This is a genomic window from Anaerotignum propionicum (assembly GCF_024461735.1).
Taxonomy (GTDB): Bacteria; Bacillota; Clostridia; order Lachnospirales; family Anaerotignaceae; genus Chakrabartyella.
On the sequence record NZ_JANGAD010000009.1, the window covers coordinates 1 to 26,396 of the forward strand.

The following is a 26,396-nucleotide window of genomic DNA, read 5'->3' on the forward strand; positions in this document are numbered from 1 at the left end:
AAAAGCCCCTTCTAGGGGCAGAGCAAACCACCAGCTGAGCTGGTGGTGATGATTTTAAAAATTGACTGGTACATTTATATCGCCAATGGCATTATTAAATGTTTCAGGTAGAGATAAAAAGATAATGCTGTGTTGGAGTCAGAAGAAATTTTTATATGATTTTTGCTTTTCTATCAATTTTATGCTATACTTTAAACTTGAGTGGAAAGGCATTTCATAATGGGGATAAGAAAATGTTTTCATTTAAGGTGTCTTTCACTGTATCAAATGATTAACCAGGGATACTAAGTGATTCCTATTTAGAATAAGAAGCAAGAATCTGTTGCATTGGAGGTGAGATGAAAATTATGAAAATTTTAGCAGATACCCATACCCATAGTCTGGCCAGCGGACATGCCTACAGTACAATTCAAGAAAACGTCCGGGCTGCCGCAGAAAATGGGCTTAAGCTAATTGCTTTGACGGAGCATGCGCCTGCAATGCAAAATACCACATCCCATGCTTATTTTGCAAATCTTCACGTAATTCCTGATGAGCTTTTTGGCGTTCGTGTGTTAAAAGGAGTAGAGCTTAATATTCTTGACTTTGAGGGAAGCATTGATATGGATGAGCGAACCCTTTCTGGTCTTGATCTTTCTATTGCAAGCTTACATATTCCTTGTATTGCACCTGGAACCATGGAAGAAAACACTAATGCTTGCATCCGTGCAATGGAAAATCCATTTGTGGATATATTAGGACACCCCGGTGACCCCAGATATCCTTTGGATTATGACGAAATTTTCAAAGCTGCTAAACGAACAGGTACTTTGCTTGAAATCAACAATGCATCTTTGGTGCCGGGAGGCTTCCGTGCAGGTAGTGATGAAAATATAGAAAAATTATTGCAAATGGCCATGGAAGAGAGGGTACCCATTGTAGTGGGGAGTGATGCTCATTTCTATACAGGAATTGGCGATATTTATTATGTAGAAAGACTGCTGGAAAAAATGAGTTTTCCTGAAGAATTGGTTTTAAATACTGATCCTCAGAAACTTTTGTATTCAATAAAACGCAATAAAAGGCAGAAAAAATAGAAGGAAATCCCTTTACTTTAGCACTTTAGTATGTTAATATAAAAAGGATTATAGTGCAAAAGAGGTGGCCTTGGCATATGAATAAAAAAATTAAAACAGAACTTACAGATAAGCTTTTTCAATGTATTTTGTGTATGAATACAGTTGAAGAGTGCTATCAGCTTTTCGAGGATCTTTGTACGGTGAATGAGATTCAGGCCATTGCCCAGCGTATGGAGGTTGCAGCTATGCTGGATGCAAAATGTACCTATGTAGAAATCGCAGAGAAAACCGGTGCTTCAACTGCAACAATCAGCAGAGTGAATCGATGTCTTCATTATGGGACTGACGGATATAAATTGGCGATAGATCGCGTGAAGGCATTGGAACAGAAGGAAGAAAATTAAGTTTTATGAATGTATGAATAAAGCGTGGGGCTGATTATTGACGAAGCAGTGGGAAACGAATCCGGACTTCATCGATATCAGCCTTTCTTGGCGCTTTTTAAAGCTTATGTGAGCGTTTATCCAGATGATAATTGGTACAAGATTTTAGGGGCAGGGTTGCCCAGCGAATCGTTTCGTAAAATTTCATCTGTTTTTTTAATATATCATAACTGAAAGTATATATTGTGGAGTTTATTTAGGAAGAGGAGAATAATATGATAGGGTTTGAGCAGCTCAACACGATGCAGCAAAAGGCTGTTTTACAAAAGGATGGTCCCGTTTTGGTTTTGGCTGGGGCAGGTAGTGGAAAAACCGGAGCGTTAACCGTGCGTATTGCCCATTTGCTGGAGACAGGAGTGAAACCTTGGAATATCCTTGCGATTACTTTTACAAATAAAGCTGCAAAGGAAATGAGAGAGCGTGTGCTTAAGCTGGTACCAAATGGGGCGGAGGATATCTGGATTAGTACATTCCATTCCACTTGCGTTCGTATTTTACGCCGTGAAATTCATTATTTGGATTATGACGGACAATTTTCTATTTATGATGCTGACGATCAAGAAAAGCTTATGCGTGAGGTTTTTAAACAATTGGGCTTTGACACCATGAATAAATCCTTTTCGGTAAGAGGTGCAATGTCTATTATCAGCAACCAGAAGGAAGAAATGGTTTCTTGGGAGGATTATTCCAAAAATGCTGAGCCGGGAGACGAAAAAGCAAGTCGTATCGCTTTAGTTTATCGTACTTACCAAAAACGTTTAAAAGAAAACAATGCATTGGATTTTGATGATTTAATCTATAAAACTGTTTTATTGTTTAGAAATCATCCTGATGTTTTGGAAAAGTATCAGGATAGATTCCGATATATTATGGTGGACGAGTATCAGGATACGAACACCTCTCAGTATGAATTGGTTTGTATGCTGGCCTCTAAATATAAGAATCTTTGTGTTGTTGGAGATGATGACCAAAGTATCTATGGTTGGCGTGGTGCAAATATTCGTAATATTTTGGATTTTGAAAAGGATTTCCCTAATACCGTTGTTATAAAGCTGGAACAAAATTATCGTTCTACCCAAAAAATTCTGGAAGCGGCAAATTCCGTGATTCAGAATAATCAGACAAGAAAAGATAAATCTCTTTGGACAGAGAATGATGGTGGAAATATTCTCCATATTTTTAAAGGGGAAAATGAATATGCCGAGGCACGTTTCGTTGCAGAACAGATTCAGGAAATCGTAAATAGTGGCAAAGAATTTAAGGATATGGCAGTGCTGTATCGTACCAATGCGCAATCCCGTGCGGTGGAGGATCAATTTGTGAAAAAGGGAATCCCTTATCGTTTGTTTGGGGGCGTTCGGTTTTACGAGCGTAAGGAAGTTAGAGATATTCTCTCTTACCTCAAGGTTTTAGCCAATCCCGTTGATACCATTGCTCTGCGCCGAATTATCAATGTTCCCAAAAGAGGAATTGGTGAGGCATCTATAGATAAGGTTGCAGCATTTGCAGAAGCAAACCAAATATCTTTGTTCGATGCATTGTTGAGGTTGGATGAGATTACAGAATTAAAAACAAGAGCATCAAAATTCCGAGACTTTCTTGAAATTATTATTAGTTTACAAAAAGACGCCGCTGATTTATCTGCAGCGGAATTGATTGATACAGTGGTAAAACGCTCAGGATATTTCCAACTGTTGATGACAGAGGGGACAGAAGAGGCTCTTTCACGCTTGCAAAACATCGATGAATTTGTGAATAAAGCGGTGGAATACGATAAAAATAACCCTGAAGGCGGATTGATGGGCTTTTTGGAAGAGGTTTCTTTAGTGGCAGATATTGATAGTTATCAGCCAGGGGAGGATGCCGCTGTGCTTATGACATTACATAGCGCCAAAGGCTTGGAGTTTCCCTATGTATTTATGATTGGTATGGAAGAAGGTATGTTCCCTACTTTCCGTGCAGTAATGTATGGAGGAGAAAAGGATATTGAGGAGGAAAGACGCCTTTGCTATGTGGGAATTACCCGTGCAAGAGAAGAATTATTTCTGACCCATGCAAAAAGCCGTATGCAACATGGGATTACACAATACAATCCTCCATCTCGCTTTTTAAAGGAAATCCCCCAAGAGTTGGTGGATATGCCTACAAGGGAAATTTCTGAAATGGCAAAGAAGTATGCCATGAAAAATAGTATGAAGCTTTCGCCAATTACATCTTTAAAACAGCAACGTATCGGTGGAAGAGGAACAGGAATCCCTGCAACTTTCATTACTCCTTCCTCGGAAAATAAGAGAATGCCTGCTCCAAAGGATTTTGAATTGAATTATAAAGAAGGCGATAAGGTGCGTGCACCAAAGTATGGCATCGGCGTGGTAAAATCCATACAAAATGGTGGTGCGGATTATGAAGTTGAGGTTTCCTTTGGTGAGAAGGGAACAAAGAAGTTTATGGCGAAATTATCAAAGCTGATTAAAGTAACCGAATAAAGATTTAGGAGTTGAGGCTGAATGGTAAACCGGATTAAGGAATTGGTATCTCTTTTGAATAAAGCGGCTGAAGCGTATTATCAAAAGGATGCAGAAATAATGTCTAATCAGGAGTATGATCGTTTGTATGATGAACTGGAGCGTTTGGAAAAGGAAAGCGGAATCATACTAGCGAATAGCCCTACCCAAAGGGTTGGTTATACAGTATTGAGTAATTTGCAAAAGGTGAAGCATGACAGCCCCATATTATCTTTAGATAAAACAAAAGAACCGCTAAAATTAAAAAGTTTCTTAGGCGGAGAAAATGGAATACTTTCTTGGAAATTGGACGGTCTAACTATCGTATTAACATACGAAAATGCGACTCTTCAACAGGCAATCACTCGAGGGAATGGTGAAATTGGAGAGGACGTTACCCATAATGCAAGGGTCTTTGCTAATTTACCGTTACAGATTGCTTTTAAAGGAAGTTTAGTTCTGCGTGGTGAAGGCGTTATTTCTTATACAGAGTTTCATCGCATTAACGAAGGGTCACAGGAAGAAGAGAAATATAAGAATCCTAGAAATCTTTGCAGTGGAACGGTACGCCAGCTTAATAGTGAAATTGCCGCAAAAAGAAGAGTCCAGTTTTTTGCGTTTACATTAGTAAGCGCTGAGGGTAAGGTATTGTCCGATAGCAAGGCAGAGAACTTACAGTGGCTTGCAGATCTTGGTTTTGATGTAGTTAATCATAGGATTGTGACTGCTGAAACTGTAGAGCAGGAAGTGGAATGGTTTCGCTCACATATAAAAGAGAATGATATTGCATCCGATGGATTGGTTTTAACCTTTGATAGTATTGCTTACAGTGAAAATCTTGGCAGAACAGCGAAATTCCCCAAAGATTCCATTGCCTTTAAGTGGGCGGATGAAATGGCAGAGACTACCTTGCGGGAAATTGAATGGAATACCTCGAGAACTGGATTGATGAACCCAATTGCGATCTTTGATCCTGTGGATTTGGAGGGATCTAGAGTTAGTAGAGCCAGTGTGCATAATGTCAGTATCTTGCGGGAGCTTAAGCTGGGTATTGGTGATAGTATCAAAGTTTATAAAGCAAATATGATTATCCCACAAATTGCAGAGAATTTGACGTGCTCTGACTCGGCTGAGATTCCAAAGCATTGCTTTGTATGCGGAGGGGAGACTCAGATCAAGAAACAACGAGATGGCGAGGCTTTATACTGTACAAACCCTGAGTGTTCTGCCCAAAGAATTCAAAGACTTACCCATTTCGTCTCAAGAGATGCCATGAATATGGAGGGCTTTTCTGAGGAGACCATTAAGAAGTTTCTGGAAATGGGTTTTATTCAGCAATATCCTGATATTTTTTGTTTGGAAAAATATGAAGAACAAATTAAAAAAATGGAAGGCTTCGGGGAAAAATCCTATAGTAATTTAATAAAGTCCATTGAAAAGGCAAAACAAGTGGAACTTCCGAATTTTATTTATGCTTTAGGTATTGATCAGGTGGGCTTGCGTAACGCCAAGCTTTTATGTAGTAAATATCAGTATGATTTGAATTGTATTATCCAGGCATCAGAAGATGAATTGATTAATATCGACGGCTTCGGAACTGTAATAGCCCATAGCATTCATCATTATTTTGGAGAAGAAGAACATAAAATATTGTTAAATCGCGCTTTGAAGTATTTGAAAATTAAGTTTCCGGTAGAAGTTAAAACTGAGGGATCTCTTGTAAAGGGCTTAACCTTTGTAGTAACAGGAGATTTGGAAAGGTTTTCAAATCGGAAGGCTCTCGTAGAGACCATAGAGTTGCTGGGAGGAAAGGTAACGGGCAGTGTTACGAAGAAGACTAATTATTTGATTAATAATGATGTTTTTTCAGCATCTTCTAAAAATGAAAAGGCGAAGGAATTGGGAATTCCGATTATTAGTGAGAATGATTTTATATTAAAATTTGACATTATACCAGTAGACGACAAATAATATATTTGTTGAGAAACACTCTTGCAGAACAGTTTTTAAACTATCCTAAAAATAATTTAGTTGTTTATTTTCTTTATAAAAATCTCCTTTGAATGTTTTACAGTCAAAGGAGATTTTTTTATTGTTGCCATTTTAAGCATTTTCTTTCAAGCAGGGCGATACCCTCATACATTAGAGCGGCAAGGATAGCAAGTATAATGACACTAAGCATTACCCAGTCTAATTTAAATATTTGACTTCCGTATACAATCAAAAATCCCAATCCAGATTGTGCAACCAGAAACTCACCTACAATGACACCTACAAAAGATAAGCCTACATTGATTTTTAGTGCGTTTAAAATACAAGGAATGTTAGCTGGAAAGACAACTTTTTTTAGCACCTGTGCTTTTGTGCCGCCGAAAATTTGAATCAGCTTTATTTTTTCAGTATCTACTTGTAAAAAACCATTCAGGACACTCATTACTGTAACAATAACTGAAGTCAATAAAGCAACCGCAATAATGGAAGTTTGGTTATTCCCTAACCAAACGATAATAATTGGAGCGAGGGCGGTTTTAGGCAAGGAGTTTAATACTACCAAATATGGTTCAGCTATATCTGAAATAAAACGATTCCACCATAATAAAATTGCAGTCAATGTGCCGAGGATGGTTCCAAGAACAAAACCAGCTACAGTTTCCCAAAGGGTTGTTCCGATATGTGTCCACAATGTGCCGTCTTTTCCCATTTGTATGCCAGCAGATAGCATTCTGCTTGGCTGACTAAAAATAAACGGATCAATCCAGCCAACACGAGCAGCAATTTCCCAAAGGAGAAAAAAACCAATTAGAAGAATCCATTGAATGCCATGTACAGCATTTTTCCTTCGCTGTAAGCGGTTTAAAAAGGCCGCCTGTTCCTTTGACATGAATTTTGTATCCTTTTGTTTATGCCACATGAACATCTAACTCCTTCCAAATTGCATTAAAATATTCCCGGAATTCGGGTGCCTCTCGGGCCTTTATGGGACTATATTCATCAATGGACAGATGAATATCATAAATCCTTTTTACTTGGGCAGGGCGAGAAGAAAGAACTACAACTCTATCTGCAAGGCTGATTGCTTCTGAGATATCATGGCTGACTAAAATTGCGGTTTTTCCTTCTTTGCGTATGATAGACCCGATCTCGTCGGAAACGGAAAGGCGTGTCTGATAATCTAAGGCAGAAAATGGTTCATCCAGCAACAGTATATCAGGTCTTATGGCCAATGTACGAATGAGAGCAACCCGTTGACGCATTCCTCCGGAAAGCTGATAGGGATAATGCTCTTTAAAATCAGAAAGACCGTATTGATCAAGCAGTGCTTCAACAAAAGCAATATTTTCAGGTGTAAGCTTATTTTGTATTTCCAAGCCCAGCAGGGCATTATTGCGTATGGTACGCCACTCCAAAAGATAATCCTTTTGCAGCATATATCCAATTTCTCCGTCTACAGAAATTTTTCCATGGGAAGGTGTGATTAGTCCTGCCAGCATTGAAAGCAGGGAGGATTTACCGCATCCACTTGGGCCGACAATACTGAGAAATTCACCAGCCTGAACGGAGAGATTTAAATTAGAAACAGCCAATGTTTCACCATTCACACTATGATAACGAAGGCTGACATCATCTAAAGAAACGATAGGGCGCATGGAAACGACCTCCTTGTTGACTTATATTCCCATTATATCAATTACAGGACAAAAGGTGCTTTTCCTATTGAAAGATTATGCAGAAAAGCAAATACATTTTTAAGGATTGTAAAGGAGTAATAACTACATCATCTGACAAATAATAATCTTTAAAATGCAAAGCCCGTATTGCAAGGAAATCATCCAGTTGCAATCGGGCTTTTCTAGAAAAAACAATGAAGATTCTGAATACAGAAAACTCCATTTTCTCATATACAGTGGATAACACCCTTACTAAAACTTTACTGCTATGGTCATATACCAAATATTATTTTAATCCTCTTCCCATTCCCAATAATCATTCTCTGATGCACAAACGTTTTGTCTCCGTGGTCTGCAGCTTTGTCTGCGCCAGTATTGCTGCCACCACCAATATTTACAGGAACAGTGGCAGCCATTGCAAGAATGCCTGCACCTTCTGTTACATGATCTTCGTTGGTCATACATGATATATCCTCCTTTCAGTTTGCAAATAGTTTTAGCATCTGTTACATCTACAACAGCAGCGATTGCATCTGCAGCACCGACAGCCTCTACGGCAGCAGCCTCTACAACATCTATTAAATGTTTGTCCGATCATTTTTTATCCTCCTTTCTGTTTCGAGAAAAATGGGTGGTTGTTCTCTTTTCTATAAAATATGAAGGAAGGGACAAATTGGTGAATGTATAAAGATACAAAATCAATAAGAAGGACAGCAATATCTAAAACCACATTTAAATAGGTTGTTTAACTAATTATATAGTCTTAAAAGGCTACTTTTTTGTTTCTTGAAGTGAGATATATGTAGAAAAAAATTGGAAAATTTGATATAATTGAGAAATTAGGTAATATTTTATGTTTCACATTGGTGTTTTATATTTCCTTTAAGGCTTTATGAGTCACGGGGAAAATGTAAATTTTATAAATCGGAATTTTCGCTACAATACGTATAAAGGGCTTTATGCTCCTTAAGGATTTAATAAGAGTATCATTTTGTTGAATCCATTTCGTATAAATTACTCTATTGAAAGAAACACAAGTGTGACAACAGCTTAAAAGAGCTAAGTCCTTAGTAGTTGCGCATTCGATTCGAATACATTTTTGTAACTTATATATGAGACAACCTGTGCAAGCACGGGTAGATTAAGTTTGGGGAACATTTTTTGTGTATGAAAGATGGCTTTAGTGAGAATAGATTTTTTCTTTTTCAGTAAGGGATAAAGGATGGGGATGTAAAATGGACAGCGATATTCTGAAAAACTCTGGCATTGATTATGATAAAGGTGTTGCCCGTTTTCTTGGGGACATACAACTTTATGAAAGTATATTAATTACCTTTTTGAATGACGATACATTTGAGAAGGGAAAAGCCGCACTGGAAACTGAAAATTATAAAAACTTATATGAATTTGTTCATACGTTAAAAGGGGTTGCAGGTAATACAGATATGACCACTTTATATCTTACAACAGCAGTATTGAGTGAGTATTTGCGTAAATGTGAGGTTCCTGAAAAAAATATGGTTTACGAGCTTTTTTGTGGAATGGAAGTGGCATATTATGCTGTAATGAAGGGCATTGCTGCCGCAAAGGAGGCATGATCAATCAATGGATGCAGATAGTGGTAAAAAAACAATTCTAATTGCTGACGATGCTGAGCCAAATCGCTTATTGCTGAAAAAAATATTTGGCGAAGAGTATTATGTGGAGGAGGCTGTAAACGGCGTTGAGGCCTTGGAAAAGCTGCGACAGTTAAAGGATGTTGCCGTATTAATATTGGATATTGTGATGCCGCTGATGGATGGATTTTGCGTTCTGGAAGAAATGCAGAAGGATGAGTTATTGCGTACCATTCCTACGGTTGTAATTACAGCCAATAACGAAGAGGACATCCAAATTCGGGCATTATCCTGCGGTGCTACTGATGTTATGGCCAAACCCTTCAGCCCTCTTATTATCCTCCACCGTATTAAAAATATTATGGCTCGTAAGGATTCGGAAAAACTTGCAGAGCAGAACCGTGCTTATAGACTTGAACTGAAGCTTATGGATACAGACGAAAAGTCAGGTTTATTTAATAAAAATGCATTTCATAGATACACAGCAAAGATGCTTCGGAAAAATGCTGACAAAAAGTTTGTTTTAATTCGTTGGGACATTGATAATTTTAAGGTGTTTAACGATTGGTTTGGTACTGAGGTTGGAGACATTTACTTGCAGAAAATTGGTGATTTTTTTCGGGAATATAAGGAAAAGAATAATTCTGTCAAGACTTATGCCAGATATGATGCAGATCATTTTGTATGCTGCCAAGAGGCAGAAGGGTTTGATCCAGAGGAGATTACGCAAATCATTGATGACTATATGACCCATTTAAAAACAATTGAATTTGAGTATACCCCGCGTGTTGGACTTTATCTGATTAACGATCCTTCTCTGGACGTTGCGTTAATGTGTGATAGGGCTTTACTTGCTTTACGCTCAATCAAAGACAGTTATGGAAAGCGCTATGCATGGTTTGATGATTCTATGAGAGAGGCACTATTAGAACAACAAGAAATTGTTAACGAGATGGAATTTGCTCTGCGAGATGGGCAGTTTATTACATATTTTCAACCACAATATAATTATGAAACAGGCAAAATGATTGGGGCAGAGGCTTTGGTTCGTTGGCAGCACCCAAGAAAAGGAATGATTTTACCCAGTAAGTTTATTCCTTTGTTTGAACGTAATGGATTTATCTCTAGGCTGGACGAGTATATGTGGGAGCAGGTTTGTATACAATTAAAAGAATGGCTGAGGAAAGGGCTGAACTTGGTCCCTATTTCTGTAAATGTCTCTCGCAGAGATATTTATAATCCCCACCTAGTGGGCAATATTCTCTCCTTGCTTCATGAATATGATTTAAGTCCCGAGATGCTTCATTTAGAAATAACGGAAAGTGCCTATACCCAAAATGCCGAGCAGTTGGTTAATACAGTGAATCTTTTAAGAACCCATGGTATAGAAGTACATATGGATGATTTTGGTAGTGGTTATTCCTCCTTAAACATGCTACAAAATGTTCCCGTAGATATTTTAAAGCTGGATATGAGGTTTTTAGGGGGAGATTATAAGGATGAAAGAAGTGGAAATATTTTAAATGCAGTTGTGCGTATGGCTACCGCATTAAGGCTCCCTGTGCTAGCAGAGGGTGTAGAAACGAAGGCACAAGCGGAATTTTTAAGGAGCATTGGTTGCTTGCTGATGCAGGGCTACTTATTCTCAAGGCCAATGGCAGTTGAGGATTTTGAAAAGCTATTAGATGGTTCTCAAACTGTTTCAGCATTGGATAAAAGTTATGTAGAAAGCTTTCAAGGCTCCATTGATTTATTAAGCTTTACATCCCAATCAACCTTACTGTTTAACTGTTTTGTTGGCGGAGCAGCAGTAGTGGAATATGATGAAAAAGATGAGGCACTGCTAGCCTTAAGAATTAATGACCAATTTCTTCAGGAAATGGGGATAACCAGAGCGGAATACGCAGAGGATGGACGAAGTATTTTTTCTTATTATGAAGGAGAAAATAGAGCGCTTATCATTTCTATGTTGGAAGAGGCAGTTCATAGGGGAAAAGAAACATGTTGTGAGGTGATGCGGAAATCCAAACTGCGCGATATGAAGAATAATTGGTTTAAGCTACGAGCTCGACTCCTTAAGAATAGTGAGAGTAAGCATTTTTTCTATGTGACCATGGAAAACATTACCCAATATAAAGTGCAAACGGAAGAAAATGAAAAATTACTGCATTGCCTGAGAGCATTGACCAATCATGTAGATGAAGGGCTTTTGGTGCTTGAAGCTTCTGAAAATATGAAAATTCTATTTTCAAATGTAAAAATAGCTGAAATGTTTGGCTATACTCAAAAAGAATTTCAGGAGCTATTTGGTGATGATTTTCTTCTTTCAATTCATCCTGATGACAAAGTTCTGGCTAAAGAAAATATAAACCAGATAATAAGAGCCGGCTGTGGGGATAGTAGGAAAGTTTATCGACAAACTTGCAGAAATGGACAATATCAGTGGGTTAGTATAACTGGTTGTGTTGTGGAAACGGAGAAAGACCATATTTGCCTGTGTACCACTATTGAAAAAGAAGATAATGAAACTGAAAGGTTCTATAGTAAAGGGAATAACTAATTTAATTAAAAGTCTTTTATTAGAATAAGGTAAGCATTTATTAAGTCAGCGCTAATTTAGTGCTGACTTTTATCTTTTCTTTTTTTGATAGTAGAATTAGTAAGCCGGAAAGGAAACTGGGAAGACAAATAGGGTGAAACTTATTAGATAAATGAATAATTGGTTTTCCATTTTTTTATCATCAATTCTTTATAAAAAATATGCCTTAAAGTTACTAATAAATATGTCAAACTGAAATTATAATTTGATTTAGTGGTCAATTTTGTAAAAAACAATGCAAATTTTGGCATATTGTAATTTTAGGCTAAAAAAGTGTTATTCTTTTCTTGTACAAATTATTCCAACTATTCTTAAAGAAATGGGGTGTTTTTTTTATGAAAAAAGGAACAAATAAAGTATGTACGGAACTATGGAAGGTGATTGCCTCTTTGGCGATGGTGATTACAACTATATCGGTTAATATAACCTGTATGTTTGAATATTACCAACCTAAACTACCTCAAGGGAGTGAAAAGTTGAGAAGAGAATAAAATTAAAAGTGTACTGTTCGGGGTGATTGCACATGACTGAGAAATTGATGGATGGAATTTGGAAACAAATGCAGCTATCAAAAGGGCTGCAGGAAGACGATAAGGATATTTATTTATTCGGCGTTTACCAGGGTGCGATTTTACTGTTGAATATTTGTACAGCTCTGCTCATTGGGGTCGCCCTGAACATGCTTCTTGAAATAGTTATTTACTTGATTTGCTTTCTTCCACTGCGCATTTTTGCAGGAGGGTATCACGCTAAGACACAGCTTAGGTGCTATATCATGTCAAGTTTTACAACAGTAATTATTTTGTTAGTAATTCAATTTTTACAGCAACAAGAAAGTATATGGGAGTTCTTGATTTATTTTGTTTCTTTTGGAGTTATTTGGAGATATGCTCCGGTGGCAGATGCGAATAAGCCGTTGCTGGAGAACGAGCAAGTGAATTATCGGAAAAAGGTTCATAAAGTACTATTGCTTCTAACAGGGATTGCTGCGTTGACATATTTTTTAAGGTTTGACATTATCACCACAGTAATAGAAGTATCGGTATGCTTTCTTTCAGTTATTTTACTTATGGGAATTTATAAAAACAAAACACATTGTACAGACATAGAAGAATTATAATGTAATAAATAAAAAGAAAGGTAGCTATTTAATTAAAATCTGAAATGCAGGCACATCGGGGGATAGTTGTTTGTTTGGGTTTGGTTTAGTAGTATAGTAACAGGGTAGGAAATAAGTTTTAATATGTCACGAAAAAAAACTGGCACAGGACTAGGACTGTACCAGCTTTAGGCAATACTTTTTTGTGGCACCTACACTTATATCAAATAACAAGGATTGCAATATCATATGTTAACAAGAACTGAATAATTTAATATCAACAGATGATAGTAGAAAGTCGGATATTAAACTAGAAATTTTTATACATACATAACTATCTCTACGTCAAAATAGTTTTCTTCGGTAAGAATGGTTAGGATACCACTGTATTTTTCAACAATTCTTTTTACATTGCTTAAACCAATACCATGGGGTTCATTGGATTCTTTTTTCGTGCTGAAAAATGTATTACCTTTCTTTTTGATCTCCCCAATGAAAGAGTTTCTAATATGTAAAAGAATTGTCCCTCGATCATAAACAAAATCCATTCGGAAAAAGCCATTTTCCTGTTCTTGTAATGCTCTGATTGCATTGTCAAGTAGGTTTCCTAATATAACAATCTCATCAAAAGCATGAATATTTATATTCTGCGGGATATTAATATTTAGCTCTACTTTTACGCCTAAATCATATAGAGTTTGTAGCTTATAGTTAATCAAACCATCTAAGGACTCATTTCCTGTCATCACAAATTCTGATTTCATTTCAATTTTTTCTTCTAAAGCTTGAAAATATTCTTTAAAGTTTTCTGTATTACAATTTGACGATAATTCTTTTATAGCAATTAGATGATTCTTGAAATCATGTTGCAGCCTTTTCATGTTGTCTTCAGCCGTACGTATCACAAGGAGTTGCTGATTGTAAGCTTTATTTTGGTGTGATAATGATTGATTTTGCATTTCTACTTCATATTTCTCCACTACTTGTGCGTAGAGATAGAAAAAAGCAATGTTTATGATGAATAAGCTTGAAATAACGGTAACGTTTACCCATTGTTCATATCCTCCTAATATAAGAGCGATATCCGCTATCGATGATATACATGGAATGATAGTAATACAGAGCCAATGTAATTTAGGTAGGAATATATCTTCCCGTTCTATAAAAAATCGTCTCATGATTAAAATGATAAAATACAATAAAAAATTGCTCATTACATATGTAATTATTTCAATTTTAGGGCTCAAGCCATATAATAAAATTGCCGTTCTTGCTACAATTCCCTCGCAAATTACCCCAATCATAAAAATGGAGCAGGTTGCAAATATCCTGCGGCCAATGGATGACTTATAGGGGAGGGTCAACACTACAAACAAAACTGCATTGGTAATGACTGTTAGAAGTGGATTTCGTGCTAATAAATAGACTCCACTATTGATAATAAAATAAAGAAATAATACAGCTGTTTGAGTCCAAGGCTGCCACCTCAGATTTTTTTTGAAGAAGAAAAATTCAAGAAATAATTTAATGGCAAAAATACGAAAAGCATTGGAAATTAAATAAATCACTTCGTTATAGGAAATCCCTTCCATTTTATAAAACCTCTCTTTGTAGTAAATTTAATTGTTTTCTTACTTCTTTTCGATAAATACGGCTAATGGGCAGCTCTTCTGAATTACTCAGTAGAACCCTATCAAACTTGAATTGAATGACACTATGCCTATTTACAATAAAAGATTTGTGAATGCATAAGAAGTCTTCCGATGGTACAATTAAGTCGCTCAATTTTCCATAAAAATAATCCTTTCCATTTTTCATATGTAAAAATATTTTTTTGCCTTCACTACTAAAATAAAGAATATCTTTAAAAGATACTTTCTTTTCTGTTCTCTCGCTTTTGTAACAGAAGAATTTTGTTTGTCTACCCTGTAATTCCAACGTTTTTTCAATGATTTTAAAAATCTGGTCTTTTGCTATGGGTTTTATCAAAAAATGAATCGGTCGAACTTGAAAAAGATCCAAAGCGTAAGAAGATTTAGCAGAAATAAAAGCAATTTGTGTGTTGTCATCTAATAACTCTTCTCGAATATAACGTCCGACATGGATTCCGTTTATTTGATCTAATTCAATATCAAGAAAGATTAAGTCATATTTCTCCTTTTCTTTTAAATTTGTGAGTATTTCCTCTCCAGAAAAAAACACTTCTATATCATAATCAATCAATTCTGTTGAAAAAAACTCATCAATCTGCTTTTCAATTTGAGTACATAAAAATTTGTTATCATCACAAATAGCAATTCTAAACATCTCAGCCATCCCACCTAAAAAATCTGAAAATTTAATAATAATATATTACCATAATTTTAATAATTTTAAAATCAGATAATTAATTTTCGCATTATATCTATTAAAAGTATAAATGAAATTATTGAAACTTTTGTATTAAAACATAATTTATCATTAAGGTTATAAATCTTTGAATTTATTCAGATTGAAAAAGGCGTATTTAACTGATTTATGTAAATAGTTCAGTCAATACGCTTTTTAGAGCTACAAAAAGACCAAATTTTAACGCAGTATAAATAATACTGTGGTGAGGTATTTTGCCATATTTTGTCATGTTATATTATATATCCAATGTTTGTTTATTGTCAATCATCACGTTACAACAATAAAAAACCTTAAATAATAAGTTTTTATGATATATTTCTTTGGTTTAATTTGAAATTCTGCCAGAACAAAGAGATTACGCCGTCGAAACAAACGTCATGTGAATTTACTATTACTTAGAATACCTTTAAACAACTTAAATGTAATAGGCACTAAAAAGCCTAGGTGATCCATTTTCGTATCTTTTAACTATCAAGATTATAAATCAATCATATCATTGTCACTATGCAAAGATAAATCGTCATTTTCTTGTCATGAGTTATCCTAATTCTATCAAATACAAGGTTTTTTACGCCTCACCACAGTATTATTTATACTGCGTTTTTAAAAAGAGTATTTATGTATTCTGACACCTCATCAGGTTGCAGATAGGAGTCTCCTTCTATGATGAGAACATAATGCTTTTTCAAACATACACTATAGAAATTCTAAGTATATGATCGTAAAACCAAGTTAGAACCATTATTTTTGGAAAGGAGGATATTTGACAAAAAATGACTCTCAATATAAAAAGAGTGGAGAATTTCTTTGTTTATGTATTAATGAAATCTAGTGTAAAGAATTGTAAGCTAATTATTTTTAGGAGAATAAAAGAAAGAGGGATATGGAATGAAGCAGTGGTTTGAAAATGCGAAGGTATCGAAAAAGTTAAGCATCGGGTTTCTTCTTACAGTGTTTTTAGGGCTTGTTATTGGCATTGTTGGAATCGGAAACATGCTAAACATGCTCAGTCGCCAACAAAAAACTTACGATCAGAATACATTGGGAATTGCCTATTCTACGGAGGCAGAAATTTCTTTTAAAGATGTTAGAACTTCCATTAGAGATCTTTATATTTACTATGATATAAATAAACAGAAGTATTGCAATGTGATTACAAGTGAAATAAACGAGATTCAAATGCAATTAGATCACTATGCAAGCAGAATTGCCAATGAGCAAGATCAGCAGAATTTCGATGTGGCTCAGGAGGCATTTAAAAACTATAAAAGTGTTGCAGATAAAATTGTACAAGCAGCTAATAGCGGCGGTTCTAAGGATTCTATATTGGTATTAATTAAAGAGGGCGCATCGGTTGGCAATGATACATCCAACGCATTTAATACACTTACAGAATATAATAACTTAGCAGCAAAAGAAACTTTGGAAAATGAGAAAACCACATCTTGGATCGCAATTATTTTAATGGCTGTGACAATTGTGATATCTGTGATTATAGCAATTCTTATGAGCAAATTTATATCCAATATAATCAGCAGACCAATGCAAATGCTAGTTATGGTTGCTGAGCATTTAGCGGTAGGAGATGTTGATGTCTACAATTTAATGTCAGAAGAGGATAAAAAGGTAAAATACCGAAATGATGAAATCGGTAAGGTCGCACTGGCTTTTAATCAATTAATTCAGGCAAATATTGCGTTAAGTAAAGAGGCTGAAACCGTTGCCACCGGTGACTTAACAACAACTGTAACAGTACGCTGTGAAAAAGATATTATTGGCAAAGCGTTACGTGACCTAGTTGAAAAGCTGCATAGCTTAATTTCATCTGTAGCAATTACTTCCGAACAGGTTGATTTTGGTGCAAGGCAGGTTTCTGATGGAGCACAAGCGTTGTCCGCCGGTTCTACAGAACAGGCCGCATCATTAGAGGAGTTGACTTCTGCTGTTTCAAATATTTCCGAGCAGGCGGTAAATAATGCTGCCAGTGTACAAAAAGCAGGAGAGTATGTAAATCAGGCTGGTCGAGGTGTTGTTTCCAGTAGTGAGCAAATGGAGAAGTTAAATCATGCAATGAAGGAGATTAGTCAGTCTTCTTTGCAAATTACAAAGATAACAAAATTAGTTGAGGATATAGCATTTCAGACGAATATACTTGCATTAAATGCTGCAGTAGAAGCTGCACGTGCGGGAAATGCGGGAAGAGGTTTTGCTGTTGTTGCTGATGAAGTTCGAAATCTTGCGGCGAAGTCGGCAGAAGCAGCGAAGCAGACAGCAGATTTGATTCTGAAATCTACAACATTGGTTTCTGAAGGTGAAGCGCTTGCGGAAAGAACAGTGGGGCTATTGATTGATGTTTCTGAAAAAGCAGCAATGGTGGAAATATCTATACGAGAAATAGAGTCTGCATCATCTTCTCAGGCTGCTGCAATTGAGCAGATTAACCAGGGGCTTTCTCAGGTATCGGCAGTTATACAGACCAATGCGGCAACATCAGAAGAGAGCTCTGCTGCAAGTGAGGAACTTGCGGCACAGGCACAAGTTTTAAAGCAAGAAATTACCCACTTTAAATTAACCAGAGAAAAAGAAAGTTATAGCATAAGAGAAAGTGATACATCTTTCTCTGAAAATCAAGGTGAAGAAACGATTTATTTAAATTCCTTAATCAATGATCACGTGAAATATTAAAATAGTGATGTCATAATCTGAAGATATATCCTTGAATTGAACGAGTGAAAAAGAGACAAAAATACTTATAAGCAATGAAAGAAAACAAAACACTGATTGCACAGAATAAGTATATTAAATGTAAAATATATGTCTCAATTAAGAGGAAAAATAGTGAGCGTTAAAGCGCCCCTTTACAGTTTGTAAAGGGGCTTTCAGTTTAACATTGAAAAAAAGAATTAAACCGCAGTATACTTGATACTGTGCAACTGCAATTAAGTATAATATAATACAATTTATTATATAACAACTGCTTTCAGTTTGTCAATTCGTGCGACATTTTTGTCGAAAAATCACGAAAACAAAAAAATAATTTGTATTTTGATTATTACAGAATGCTTTTTCAGCGTAATTACAAGTTTCGCCGTCAAGTGCGGCGTCATGGAAGCAATATTTTAATCAAGGAAAAGGAGAATGTCAATGGCTCGAAGAGGAGAAAACATTTATAAACGTAAGGATGGTCGTTGGGAGGCAAGGTTGCTTATTGAAAAAGGTAAATACAGATATTTTTATGGAAAAACTTATAAGGATGCAAAGCTAAAAATGCGATTGTTTCAAGAGAATGCAAAACTTCATAAAGAGAAACAAGTTGAGCAGAAAACAAATGCATACTTGCTTTTAGAGGGGTGGCTTCAAAAACAGATTACCTTGAAAAATGTAAAACCACTAACCTATGAAAGTTATTATCATTGTATGAATAAGCACATTCTGCCATTTTTTCAGAATGAGCAAACAAATAAAATTACATTGGAGACTGTTACTCAATTTACCAAGACCCTTGGAGAAAATGAATTACTTGCAGACACCTCAAAGAAAAAAATATTTACTATTTTTAAAATTGCTTTGAGAGAAATATTAAAAGATGAGTTAAACAGCGCCTCCATTTTGGCAACTGTAAAGCCACCGAAATTGGAGACACGAGAAGTTGAAATTTTCTCCATTAAAGAACAGCGAAGCTTAGAAGCTGCTGCATTACAGTCACAGGATCAACGTTCCTTAGGCATTATATTATGCCTATATACCGGTATCAGGCTGGGGGAGCTTTGTGCTCTAACGTGGGGGGATATTGATTGGGAAAGTGGGTTTATGTCGATTACAAAAACGGTATCGCGAGTGAAAACCTTTAAGCAGGATACTAAAAAAACTGAATTAATAGTTGGAACTCCCAAAAGTCGAAATTCTATGCGCAAGATTCCTGTACCTGAATTTCTGCTTAAATTGGTGCAACAGCGTAACCTCTGGGAAGGCAATGAAGATGCCTTTGTTCTATCGGGAAAAGAAACTCCCATTGATCCTAGAATATTTCAAAAACTATATAAAAAACTACTAGCGGATGCGCATTTAAGAGATCGTAAATTTCATGCAATACGGCACACCTTTGCTACACGAGGGCTAGAATTAGGTGTAGATATTAAAACCATTAGTGAGATATTAGGACATTCTAATGTCTCTATAACTTTAAATATATATGCCCATTCTTTAATTGAACAGAAAAAGGCAGCAATGGAAAAGTATAATGCTATGCATATCGCCTCTGCTGAAATTTCTAAATACGCCGTCTAAATCATAGTAATCCGTTAAAAATATCTTGAAAATTGGGTATTTTATGCTTATGGCACAGTATCAAGTATACTGCGTTCTTGAAGCTTAAATAATATCCCCCATACAAATTGATTTATGTGCTGTTTTGTGTTATTGCAAATTATAAGAATTGGATTAAATTACTTATGAAAGATTTATTTTACCTCAAATGAATATGTTTACGTAATATTTTTTTGCAAAAATAACCTTAAAATTCGAAACAGATCTTTTTATTTAATTTGGGTTTTCATATATTGCATAAGATGAAATACAGTGATACCCAAGATGTATTTTTTGATGATAATTATTTGAGAAAGTGGTTCATTCTTTTCTTCAGAAAATAAACATGGACAATCTATTTTAATGAAACGATAGATTTGGTCTAGCAAAGGCACTAAGGAAAAGATAAATCAAAATTAAAAATATGCAGCCTAAAGAGAAAAAGCGTAAAGGGGGACGTAATTTTGTTTGAATTTTTTCAAGGTTTAACAGCAGATGAATTGATTCATATGTTGCCTGAAGATCAAATTAGGCACAGTTTAAATGTAGAGATACTTGTTGGGAAGCTAGTAGAGTGGTTGCCAAAGCCTGAGGAAGCGCAATTGTTTGATTATTATAGCAAAGCTGCTTATTTCCATGACATTGGAAAGGTTTGTGTCCCTCCCTATATACTGAGTAAAACAGGGGCACTCACGGTGGAAGAACGCTATATTATACGTTGCCACACAATTTATGCTCAAGACTTGCTTGCTTTTTATAGGGAAAGTGGTTCAGGAGAAATTCCTATATTTCTTTTACCACTTACTGTACAGGCGGCGGTTTATCATCATGAATGGTGGAATGGTAAGGGTTACCCCTATGGTTTAAGTGGAGCTGATATACCATATGTGGCACGGGTAACTTCCATATGTGATGCATATGACGCAATGGTAAGCAACCGCCCCTATCATCAGGCATTTACCCATGAATATGCCTGTGAGGAGATTAGAAGAGGGGCTGGTACTCAATTTGACCCATTGCTCGCTAAATTGTTTTTAAAGCATGAAAATGAAATAGAATGCATGTTTCAGGAGATTTGCGCATATCCCACGGACAAGCTTGAAATTGAAAAGAAACGGCTTCTAATTAGCAAGCAGATTTGAATTTTGGTATCTGCTCCTGGTTGATAAGGATTTCATTATATTTATAATATAATAAGGTTATTTTTTAATAGAAGAAGTGACCTTATTTATATGTCTCAGCAAATTAGTGGGAGAACCCATGATAAAAAGTAAGTAGAAAATTATATGGTTACAAGCAATTAAAAGAGTGGTGTTTCTCTATATAATCATAATATGAGCATGGGGTTTCGCAAATCAGCATAGGAATATATGAAGGGTGGATCCTTCCATGGTTTATAGTAAGTGTATGAAATCAATTGAGTAGATAGCGTAATAAACGACAGTGGAAAATGATTATATGTGTTTAAATAAATTTGAAATTTGGAATGATTAATATATTAGTTAGAAGGGAAAGGCTTTTTAAAAGCAGTAAAAGACTAGTTAATTTCTCTATATATAGAACTGAAACATTTTAAATATAAAATTATCAAGAAAAGTAGGGCGCCAGTCATCTTGACTGGCGCCCATTTAGTTTAAGCTAAATCTGCTTGATTTTTTGATTCCAAAATTGCTTTTTCGGACATAGGAATAAATTTACCCACAATGCCACCAATGAGAGCAGGAAGAACCCATCCACACTGGAATGTAGCCAGAGGAAGGCTTTTTGCAAATTCAAAAGGCAAACCATAGCCTAATAAAACATCAGCAGCACTTGCTAATAAAGCCATTAAAGCAGCACCAACAAAAATGTTATTATTTTTGATTTTCTTGCCAAAGAAACTTAAAATAATCATAACTAAAATTACGGGATACAGTAGAGTTAAAATGGGACCTGCAATGCTGATAATTGTTGAGATACCAAAGTTTGAAATAACGTAGCTAAAAATAACTTCAGCGACAACAACTTTTGTATAAGAAATTTTATTGTTTGTTATTGTAACAAAAACAGATGCGCAAGAAGATACTAAACCGATTGCGGTAGTAATACATGCAAAAAATACAATGATTCCTAAAATTAAAATGCCATAGTTACCAATCAATTCTTTCGTAATTGCAACAAGCAAAATAGCCTGATTGTAGCCTTCAAAACCACCAGCAGATGTTGTAGCACCTAAGTAACATAAACCGCCATAAATAACGAATAAAGCAACTGCAGCAAAAACACTAGATTGTGTGATAATCTTTATAGATGATTTTGTATCTTTGTAGCCTTTATCGTGTGCAGTAGTAACAATAGTGATAATGAATACGATAGAAACCAAAACATCCATTGTCTGGTATCCTGCAAGTACGCCTTCTTTTGCAGTTTCAAATCCGGTTGTAACTACAACTGGGCCAATTGGATGTAAAACACCAACTAGAATTATTCCTAAAAGGCAGGCAACCAAAAGTGGTGTAAAGAACTTGCCGATAACATCAATTACGCTTGATGGACGGATGGTAAACAGAAGTACTAAACCAAAGAAGATACCGCCAAATATCCAAGAGTTAAAAGACGGGAAAAGTGGCAGAACGCCCATTTCAAAAGTGGTTGCAGCTGTACGGGGGATACATAAAAAAGGTCCGATGCAGCAAACAATCAACATGTTCACGATGAATGATGGAAACTTACCAATTCTACCAGTAAGACCATTTATAGAGATGTCACCAGTTTTAATCATAGCAAAAATAGCTGCCAATGCCACCCCAACATCAGCAACAAAGAAACATAAAAAGCCGATAAACCATTCAGTACCTGCATTAATCCCTAAGAACGGGGGGAAAATCAGGTTACCTGCACCAAAGAACGTCGCAAATAATGCCATACCAATTACTGCTACGTCACCCATGCCTTTTTTCTTTACATTCATTACTTAATTCCTCCTTGTACTAAATGAACATTTACTTTACATTTCTTCCCACTTTGCCGCAATACAGTTTGTTAAAAAAATTACGGACGCTTAACATTATGTTACAAAATGGCGAAGATTTCAAGAGGGTAAAATAAATTTCAGTAAATAAGCCAATTGAAAAAGTAATAAATACAAAAAAAATATAAAATTCACTAAAAAAAAATAAAAAAATGAAAAAAACTCGGAAGATAACTGCTTTATTAGCAAAATTGCTATGAATTTGGTGTTTTATATACAAAAAATATTAAAATTTTATACTGAATAGCTAAAAACATGTTGTTTTTTTGTCATTTATCCCGTTAAAAAAACGCTATTTTTGCTTAAATTTAGCATAAAGGTATGTTAATCGAGAAAAAATGGTGTTTTTTGGTATATTAATTATTAGAGCTTATTTAGACATTGTGTATATACAAAAATACAAGACAACAAATGATTTAATGGAAAAATTAGGGCGAAAATGAGAAATAAATGAAAGACTTAATATATAATACACTACAAAATTGATGAATCGTTTTATTAAACTAAAAGTGTTGAATTGCATGTCAAATTTTATGTTGATATTTTTTATCATTTCGTGTTGAAATTACTTGAATTTTGAAAAAATGAAAGTATTGTTACTTATTTTACAAAAAAAATACACAAATTTTACATATATTTAACACAGTATAGAGAAATATAAGAGAGTATATAAAATTTTAACAGTATTCTAACAGCGTACACATAAATCTAATTTTGAAATGCCTCTTGCCTTTTTTCTTAGAGCCTTGTATAATACCTATGTTAAGGTAATTTAATATTATGAGATGTTCCTTGCGAAGGACAGAGAGTCTGTCCCACCATCTCGTGAATAAAAAACAGGGGGTTTTTTTTATGGGAAGAAATAAGATATCTGTTAAGTTTTTAGTGTTTACTGCAATGATTGCAGCAGTCTATTTTGTAATGACTATGGCCATTGCACCACTGTCCTTTGGGTTTATCCAAATGCGTATTTCAGAGGTTCTGGTGCTTCTTGCATTTATTGACAAACGGTATGTGCCGGGGTTAATATTGGGCTGTTTTATTGCAAATTTATTTAGTCCTTTTGGTATGATAGACGTATTTTTTGGAACAGCCTGCACGGCGGCTGCTCTTTGGGGGATTACCCACAGCAAAACATTATTTGGCGCCAGCCTATGGCCAGTATTCTGTAATGCTTTTATTGGCGTGGAACTCTATATTTTAGGAGAGTGCCCTTTATTTTTCGGAATGGCGACCGTTGCCATTGGTGAGTTTTTGGCTGTTTCCTGCGTGGGATATGTTTTGTTCCGCCAAATTATGAAAAATCCCGGGCTTATGGCGCGGTTAAGATTCGCGTAAATATAGTAGTTTCAAGGAGTAATTTCGTATGAAAAACGAAGTTACTCCTTTTTTGTTGGTTTTATCCCTAAGTCATTATTTCATCGGATGCGAAAGAATATTAAAGTGAGATAAACCATTGGAGTGATTACTTTCTTTATTTGGTTATTGAATTGGACGACATTGTTGAAAGTTCTTTATCTTTCATTTTTAAATTACAGTATTTATGGTATAATTTTTAAAACAAGCCTATTTGAAACGAAAAAATATAAGTATGAATTCAATGAGTTATAGAAACCTCAGTCGCATTAGCATTTCCACAACTGCACCACTCTTGCAGCATTAGAACAACCTTACATTTGGAGACCGAGATTACATATTTGAGAATAACGGAGGGATTTTATGTTATATTCTTCATTTAGAATAAGAGAGATGGAATTAAAAAATCGATGGATTATGTTGGCAATGCACACAGGCTTTGCAGATGGCAATACTTTTAACGAAAGAGAATTTGCTTATTATGAAGCTAGAGCCAAAGGTGGCGCTTCTGCCATAACGGTGACTCTGGCCGTAAACGAGGCAGGAAGTTTAAAGGGAATGCATCAAATAGATAATTTATCTTTGCAAAGTCTGAATGAGTTGGCAGAACGCTTACATCAATATGATTGTAAGTTGATTGCACAGCTGTTTCACTGTGGACGAAATGAAAGCTTAGAGAACCATGGGAAAAAGCTCTTGCTTGCGCCTTCTTCAGTGCCTTCTGTAATTTTTAAAGCAGAACCGATGGAAATGAACGAGCAGGAGTTGGCGGAAACAAAGGAAGCTTTTGCTTTTGCAGGGGAGTTTTGCAAAAGTGCAGGCGTTGACGCCATTGAGATCAGTGCTTCAGCGGGCTACTTACTATCTGAATTTTTATCACCAGTCACAAATTTACGAAAAGACATCTATGGCTACGAGACCAATCAGGGAATGAATTTTCCCTTGGAAGTGATTCGTGCTGTCCGTGAGAAAGCTGAAGAGATGCCTGTTATTCTAAAGGTTTCAGGTGCTCAAATGATGGATGGTGGATACGGTATAGAGGAAACCATTTCTTTCTGTCGTTTGGTTTCAGAATATATTGACTGTGTTACGGTAACCGGAGGATGGCATGAATCTCCTGTTGACCAGATTTCTTATTATGTTTCTAAGGGTGCCTATGCCCCTTTTGCAGCAGCAATCAGGAAATACACAGGACTGCCTGTCATCGCATGTAACCGTATTCATGATGGGGAAACGGCAGAACGATTGCTGGGAGACGGTCTTTGTGACCTTGTTGGATCAGCAAGAGCCTTTCTGGCAGACCCTCAGTTTGCAAATCGGGTGGAACAGAAGGAACTGTTTTTACCATGCCAAGGTTGTAATCGTTGCATCGCAAGTGTTTTAAAGGGTCAGGAGATATGGTGTGGTTTTAATCCAGAGGTAGGACAGGAATATTTTGAAAGTCAACGTAGGAAAATAGCAACACGCAAAGAGGTAATTGTTGTGGGCGGCGGTCCTGCAGGTATGGAGGCTGCAAAAAAATCGGCTGAACGTGGCTTTATGACAACGTTGATTACAGAGGAATCCTGTTTGGGCGGACAATTTATTTTAGCTGCAAAACCACCAAAAAAAGATGGCATTTCTGCGTATGTTACTTATATGGAAGAAACACTAAAGAAATTAGGCGTACAGATTTTATTTGAGCAGAAGTGCGATGCAGAATTCTTGCTTTCAAAAAAACCTTATTTCACCGTAATTGCAACGGGGAGCCACCCATGCGCTCCTGCCATTGAGGGTGTGGAAAAGGGGATTTTTGCAAACGACATTCTCTCGGGAAAGGTTTCACTGCCTCCACAGTCAGAAGAAGGACAGATTGTCATCATCGGTGGTGGTGTCGTGGGGCTGGAAACAGCAGCTTTTATCAAGGAAATGGATCAGGAGCGTAGAATTAAAATAATTGAAGCCAAAGCCATCTTTGGAAAAGAGTTTGGAGCATTATCCAGACCTTTGCTATCCCAATTGCGGGCTAATGGAGTTCAATTAATGGCAGATACCAAAGGGGATGCCTTAGAGAGTGGGAAAGTTTTTATTTCCATTGGAGACCAGAAGTTTTTCCTTCAAGCAGATGCTATTCTTTTAGCCACAGGAGCAAAGGCTCGAGAATATGCTGATTTGACAATGCCGTTGATGGATGAAAGGCTTTCTTATGCCTTAGTTGGTGATGCAGAAACCCTTGGAGATGGGGCGGATGCAATCAAATCTGCATATGAATTATTCACCAGACTTTATCTGGCTTAAAGTATAGTAAAAGTGAACAAAAATCCCGAAGTTTATTGCTAATTCTCGGCAATTGTACTATAATGAATGA

The 26,396-nt window shown here is 36.0% G+C and carries 19 protein-coding genes; 13 read left to right on the forward strand and 6 right to left on the reverse strand.

Features of this window, described 5'->3' with window-relative positions:
* The first annotated feature begins 338 nt into the window (after positions 1-338).
* The 4 genes from NE558_RS11825 to ligA all read left to right on the forward strand — a co-directional run bounded on the left by NE558_RS11825 (position 339) and on the right by ligA (position 5,976).
* Positions 339-1,076, forward strand: coding sequence for a phosphatase (locus tag NE558_RS11825; RefSeq protein WP_330643476.1), 738 nt, complete (start codon positions 339-341; stop codon positions 1,074-1,076).
* A 77-nt stretch (positions 1,077-1,153) separates the two neighbouring features.
* Positions 1,154-1,462 (forward strand): YerC/YecD family TrpR-related protein, encoded by a 309-nt coding sequence (locus NE558_RS11830; RefSeq protein ID WP_256150304.1) that lies wholly within the window; start codon positions 1,154-1,156, stop codon positions 1,460-1,462.
* Positions 1,463-1,716: 254 nt separating this feature from the next.
* Positions 1,717-3,987, forward strand: a complete 2,271-nt coding sequence (gene pcrA, locus NE558_RS11835; RefSeq protein WP_256150305.1) for a DNA helicase PcrA — start codon at positions 1,717-1,719, stop codon at positions 3,985-3,987.
* A 21-nt stretch (positions 3,988-4,008) separates the two neighbouring features.
* Entirely contained in the window at positions 4,009-5,976 is a 1,968-nt protein-coding gene (ligA, locus tag NE558_RS11840) for an NAD-dependent DNA ligase LigA (RefSeq protein WP_256150306.1), read from the forward strand.
* A 118-nt stretch (positions 5,977-6,094) separates the two neighbouring features.
* Here ligA and NE558_RS11845 read toward each other — a convergent pair whose 3' ends face one another.
* From NE558_RS11845 to NE558_RS11855, 3 genes are all read right to left on the reverse strand, one after another.
* Positions 6,095-6,916 carry an ABC transporter permease gene (locus NE558_RS11845; protein ID WP_330643477.1) on the reverse strand — a complete coding sequence of 274 codons (822 nt, stop codon included), beginning with the start codon at positions 6,914-6,916 and terminating at the stop codon, positions 6,095-6,097.
* Positions 6,906-7,652, reverse strand: a complete 747-nt coding sequence (locus NE558_RS11850; protein ID WP_256150308.1) for an ABC transporter ATP-binding protein — start codon at positions 7,650-7,652, stop codon at positions 6,906-6,908. Before NE558_RS11850 ends, NE558_RS11845 begins: the two co-directional genes overlap by 11 nt.
* Before the next feature lie 293 nt (positions 7,653-7,945).
* Positions 7,946-8,134, reverse strand: a complete 189-nt coding sequence (locus NE558_RS11855) for a hypothetical protein (RefSeq protein WP_256150309.1) — start codon at positions 8,132-8,134, stop codon at positions 7,946-7,948.
* 774 nt (positions 8,135-8,908) lie between these two features.
* Here NE558_RS11855 and NE558_RS11860 point away from each other — a divergent pair.
* The 4 genes from NE558_RS11860 (at position 8,909) to NE558_RS11875 (ending at position 13,008) form a co-directional block, all read left to right on the forward strand.
* Positions 8,909-9,271, forward strand: coding sequence for an Hpt domain-containing protein (locus NE558_RS11860; RefSeq protein ID WP_256150310.1), 363 nt, complete (start codon positions 8,909-8,911; stop codon positions 9,269-9,271).
* Between the two features lie 7 nt (positions 9,272-9,278).
* Positions 9,279-11,849, forward strand: a complete 2,571-nt coding sequence (locus tag NE558_RS11865; RefSeq protein WP_256150311.1) for an EAL domain-containing protein — start codon at positions 9,279-9,281, stop codon at positions 11,847-11,849.
* 374 nt (positions 11,850-12,223) lie between these two features.
* On the forward strand, positions 12,224-12,379 hold the full coding sequence (locus NE558_RS11870; protein ID WP_256150312.1) for a cyclic lactone autoinducer peptide: 156 nt from the start codon (positions 12,224-12,226) through the stop codon (positions 12,377-12,379).
* 32 nt (positions 12,380-12,411) lie between these two features.
* A complete protein-coding gene (locus tag NE558_RS11875; protein ID WP_256150313.1) occupies positions 12,412-13,008 on the forward strand; it encodes an accessory gene regulator ArgB-like protein in 597 nt (198 codons plus the stop codon).
* A gap of 299 nt (positions 13,009-13,307) precedes the next feature.
* Here NE558_RS11875 and NE558_RS11880 read toward each other — a convergent pair whose 3' ends face one another.
* Complete coding sequence (locus NE558_RS11880) at positions 13,308-14,579, reverse strand: sensor histidine kinase (RefSeq protein WP_256150314.1); 1,272 nt, start codon at positions 14,577-14,579, stop codon at positions 13,308-13,310.
* Position 14,580: 1 nt separating this feature from the next.
* Positions 14,581-15,303, reverse strand: a complete 723-nt coding sequence (locus NE558_RS11885) for a LytR/AlgR family response regulator transcription factor (protein ID WP_256150315.1) — start codon at positions 15,301-15,303, stop codon at positions 14,581-14,583.
* A 963-nt stretch (positions 15,304-16,266) separates the two neighbouring features.
* Between NE558_RS11885 and NE558_RS11890 the strand changes: the two genes are divergently transcribed.
* The 3 genes from NE558_RS11890 to NE558_RS11900 all read left to right on the forward strand — a co-directional run bounded on the left by NE558_RS11890 (position 16,267) and on the right by NE558_RS11900 (position 20,825).
* Positions 16,267-18,063 (forward strand): methyl-accepting chemotaxis protein, encoded by a 1,797-nt coding sequence (locus tag NE558_RS11890; protein ID WP_256150316.1) that lies wholly within the window; start codon positions 16,267-16,269, stop codon positions 18,061-18,063.
* 459 nt (positions 18,064-18,522) lie between these two features.
* The gene (locus NE558_RS11895) at positions 18,523-19,665 is read left to right on the forward strand and encodes a tyrosine-type recombinase/integrase (RefSeq protein WP_256150317.1); all 1,143 of its coding nucleotides are present in this window, start codon (positions 18,523-18,525) and stop codon (positions 19,663-19,665) included.
* A 482-nt stretch (positions 19,666-20,147) separates the two neighbouring features.
* Positions 20,148-20,825 carry an HD-GYP domain-containing protein gene (locus NE558_RS11900; RefSeq protein WP_256150318.1) on the forward strand — a complete coding sequence of 226 codons (678 nt, stop codon included), beginning with the start codon at positions 20,148-20,150 and terminating at the stop codon, positions 20,823-20,825.
* 491 nt (positions 20,826-21,316) lie between these two features.
* On the opposite strand, the gene brnQ is transcribed toward NE558_RS11900, so the two are convergent.
* A complete protein-coding gene (brnQ, locus tag NE558_RS11905) occupies positions 21,317-22,633 on the reverse strand; it encodes a branched-chain amino acid transport system II carrier protein (protein ID WP_256150319.1) in 1,317 nt (438 codons plus the stop codon).
* Positions 22,634-23,545: 912 nt separating this feature from the next.
* Here brnQ and NE558_RS11910 point away from each other — a divergent pair.
* Positions 23,546-24,031: a QueT transporter family protein gene (locus tag NE558_RS11910; protein ID WP_256150320.1), complete on the forward strand. Its 486-nt coding sequence runs from the start codon at positions 23,546-23,548 to the stop codon at positions 24,029-24,031.
* 381 nt (positions 24,032-24,412) lie between these two features.
* A complete protein-coding gene (locus tag NE558_RS11915) occupies positions 24,413-26,326 on the forward strand; it encodes an FAD-dependent oxidoreductase (RefSeq protein ID WP_256150321.1) in 1,914 nt (637 codons plus the stop codon).
* Positions 26,327-26,396: the final 70 nt, after the last annotated feature.

Excerpts from the sequence above, each read along its gene's own strand:
- NE558_RS11880 (WP_256150314.1), bottom strand. The coding sequence starts at position 14,579 with ATGGAAGGGATTTCCTATAACGAAGTGATTTATTTAATTTCCAATGCT.
- NE558_RS11910 (WP_256150320.1), top strand. The coding sequence starts at position 23,546 with ATGGGAAGAAATAAGATATCTGTTAAGTTTTTAGTGTTTACTGCAATG.
- NE558_RS11825 (WP_330643476.1), top strand. The coding sequence starts at position 339 with ATGAAAATTATGAAAATTTTAGCAGATACCCATACCCATAGTCTGGCC.
- brnQ (WP_256150319.1), bottom strand. The coding sequence starts at position 22,633 with ATGAATGTAAAGAAAAAAGGCATGGGTGACGTAGCAGTAATTGGTATG.
- NE558_RS11895 (WP_256150317.1), top strand. The coding sequence starts at position 18,523 with ATGGCTCGAAGAGGAGAAAACATTTATAAACGTAAGGATGGTCGTTGG.
- NE558_RS11830 (WP_256150304.1), top strand. The coding sequence starts at position 1,154 with ATGAATAAAAAAATTAAAACAGAACTTACAGATAAGCTTTTTCAATGT.
- NE558_RS11885 (WP_256150315.1), bottom strand. The coding sequence starts at position 15,303 with ATGGCTGAGATGTTTAGAATTGCTATTTGTGATGATAACAAATTTTTA.
- pcrA (WP_256150305.1), top strand. The coding sequence starts at position 1,717 with ATGATAGGGTTTGAGCAGCTCAACACGATGCAGCAAAAGGCTGTTTTA.
- NE558_RS11855 (WP_256150309.1), bottom strand. The coding sequence starts at position 8,134 with ATGACCAACGAAGATCATGTAACAGAAGGTGCAGGCATTCTTGCAATG.
- NE558_RS11870 (WP_256150312.1), top strand. The coding sequence starts at position 12,224 with ATGAAAAAAGGAACAAATAAAGTATGTACGGAACTATGGAAGGTGATT.
- NE558_RS11845 (WP_330643477.1), bottom strand. The coding sequence starts at position 6,916 with ATGTGGCATAAACAAAAGGATACAAAATTCATGTCAAAGGAACAGGCG.
- ligA (WP_256150306.1), top strand. The coding sequence starts at position 4,009 with ATGGTAAACCGGATTAAGGAATTGGTATCTCTTTTGAATAAAGCGGCT.
- NE558_RS11915 (WP_256150321.1), top strand. The coding sequence starts at position 24,413 with ATGTTATATTCTTCATTTAGAATAAGAGAGATGGAATTAAAAAATCGA.
- NE558_RS11890 (WP_256150316.1), top strand. The coding sequence starts at position 16,267 with ATGAAGCAGTGGTTTGAAAATGCGAAGGTATCGAAAAAGTTAAGCATC.
- NE558_RS11875 (WP_256150313.1), top strand. The coding sequence starts at position 12,412 with ATGACTGAGAAATTGATGGATGGAATTTGGAAACAAATGCAGCTATCA.
- NE558_RS11865 (WP_256150311.1), top strand. The coding sequence starts at position 9,279 with ATGGATGCAGATAGTGGTAAAAAAACAATTCTAATTGCTGACGATGCT.
- NE558_RS11860 (WP_256150310.1), top strand. The coding sequence starts at position 8,909 with ATGGACAGCGATATTCTGAAAAACTCTGGCATTGATTATGATAAAGGT.
- NE558_RS11850 (WP_256150308.1), bottom strand. The coding sequence starts at position 7,652 with ATGCGCCCTATCGTTTCTTTAGATGATGTCAGCCTTCGTTATCATAGT.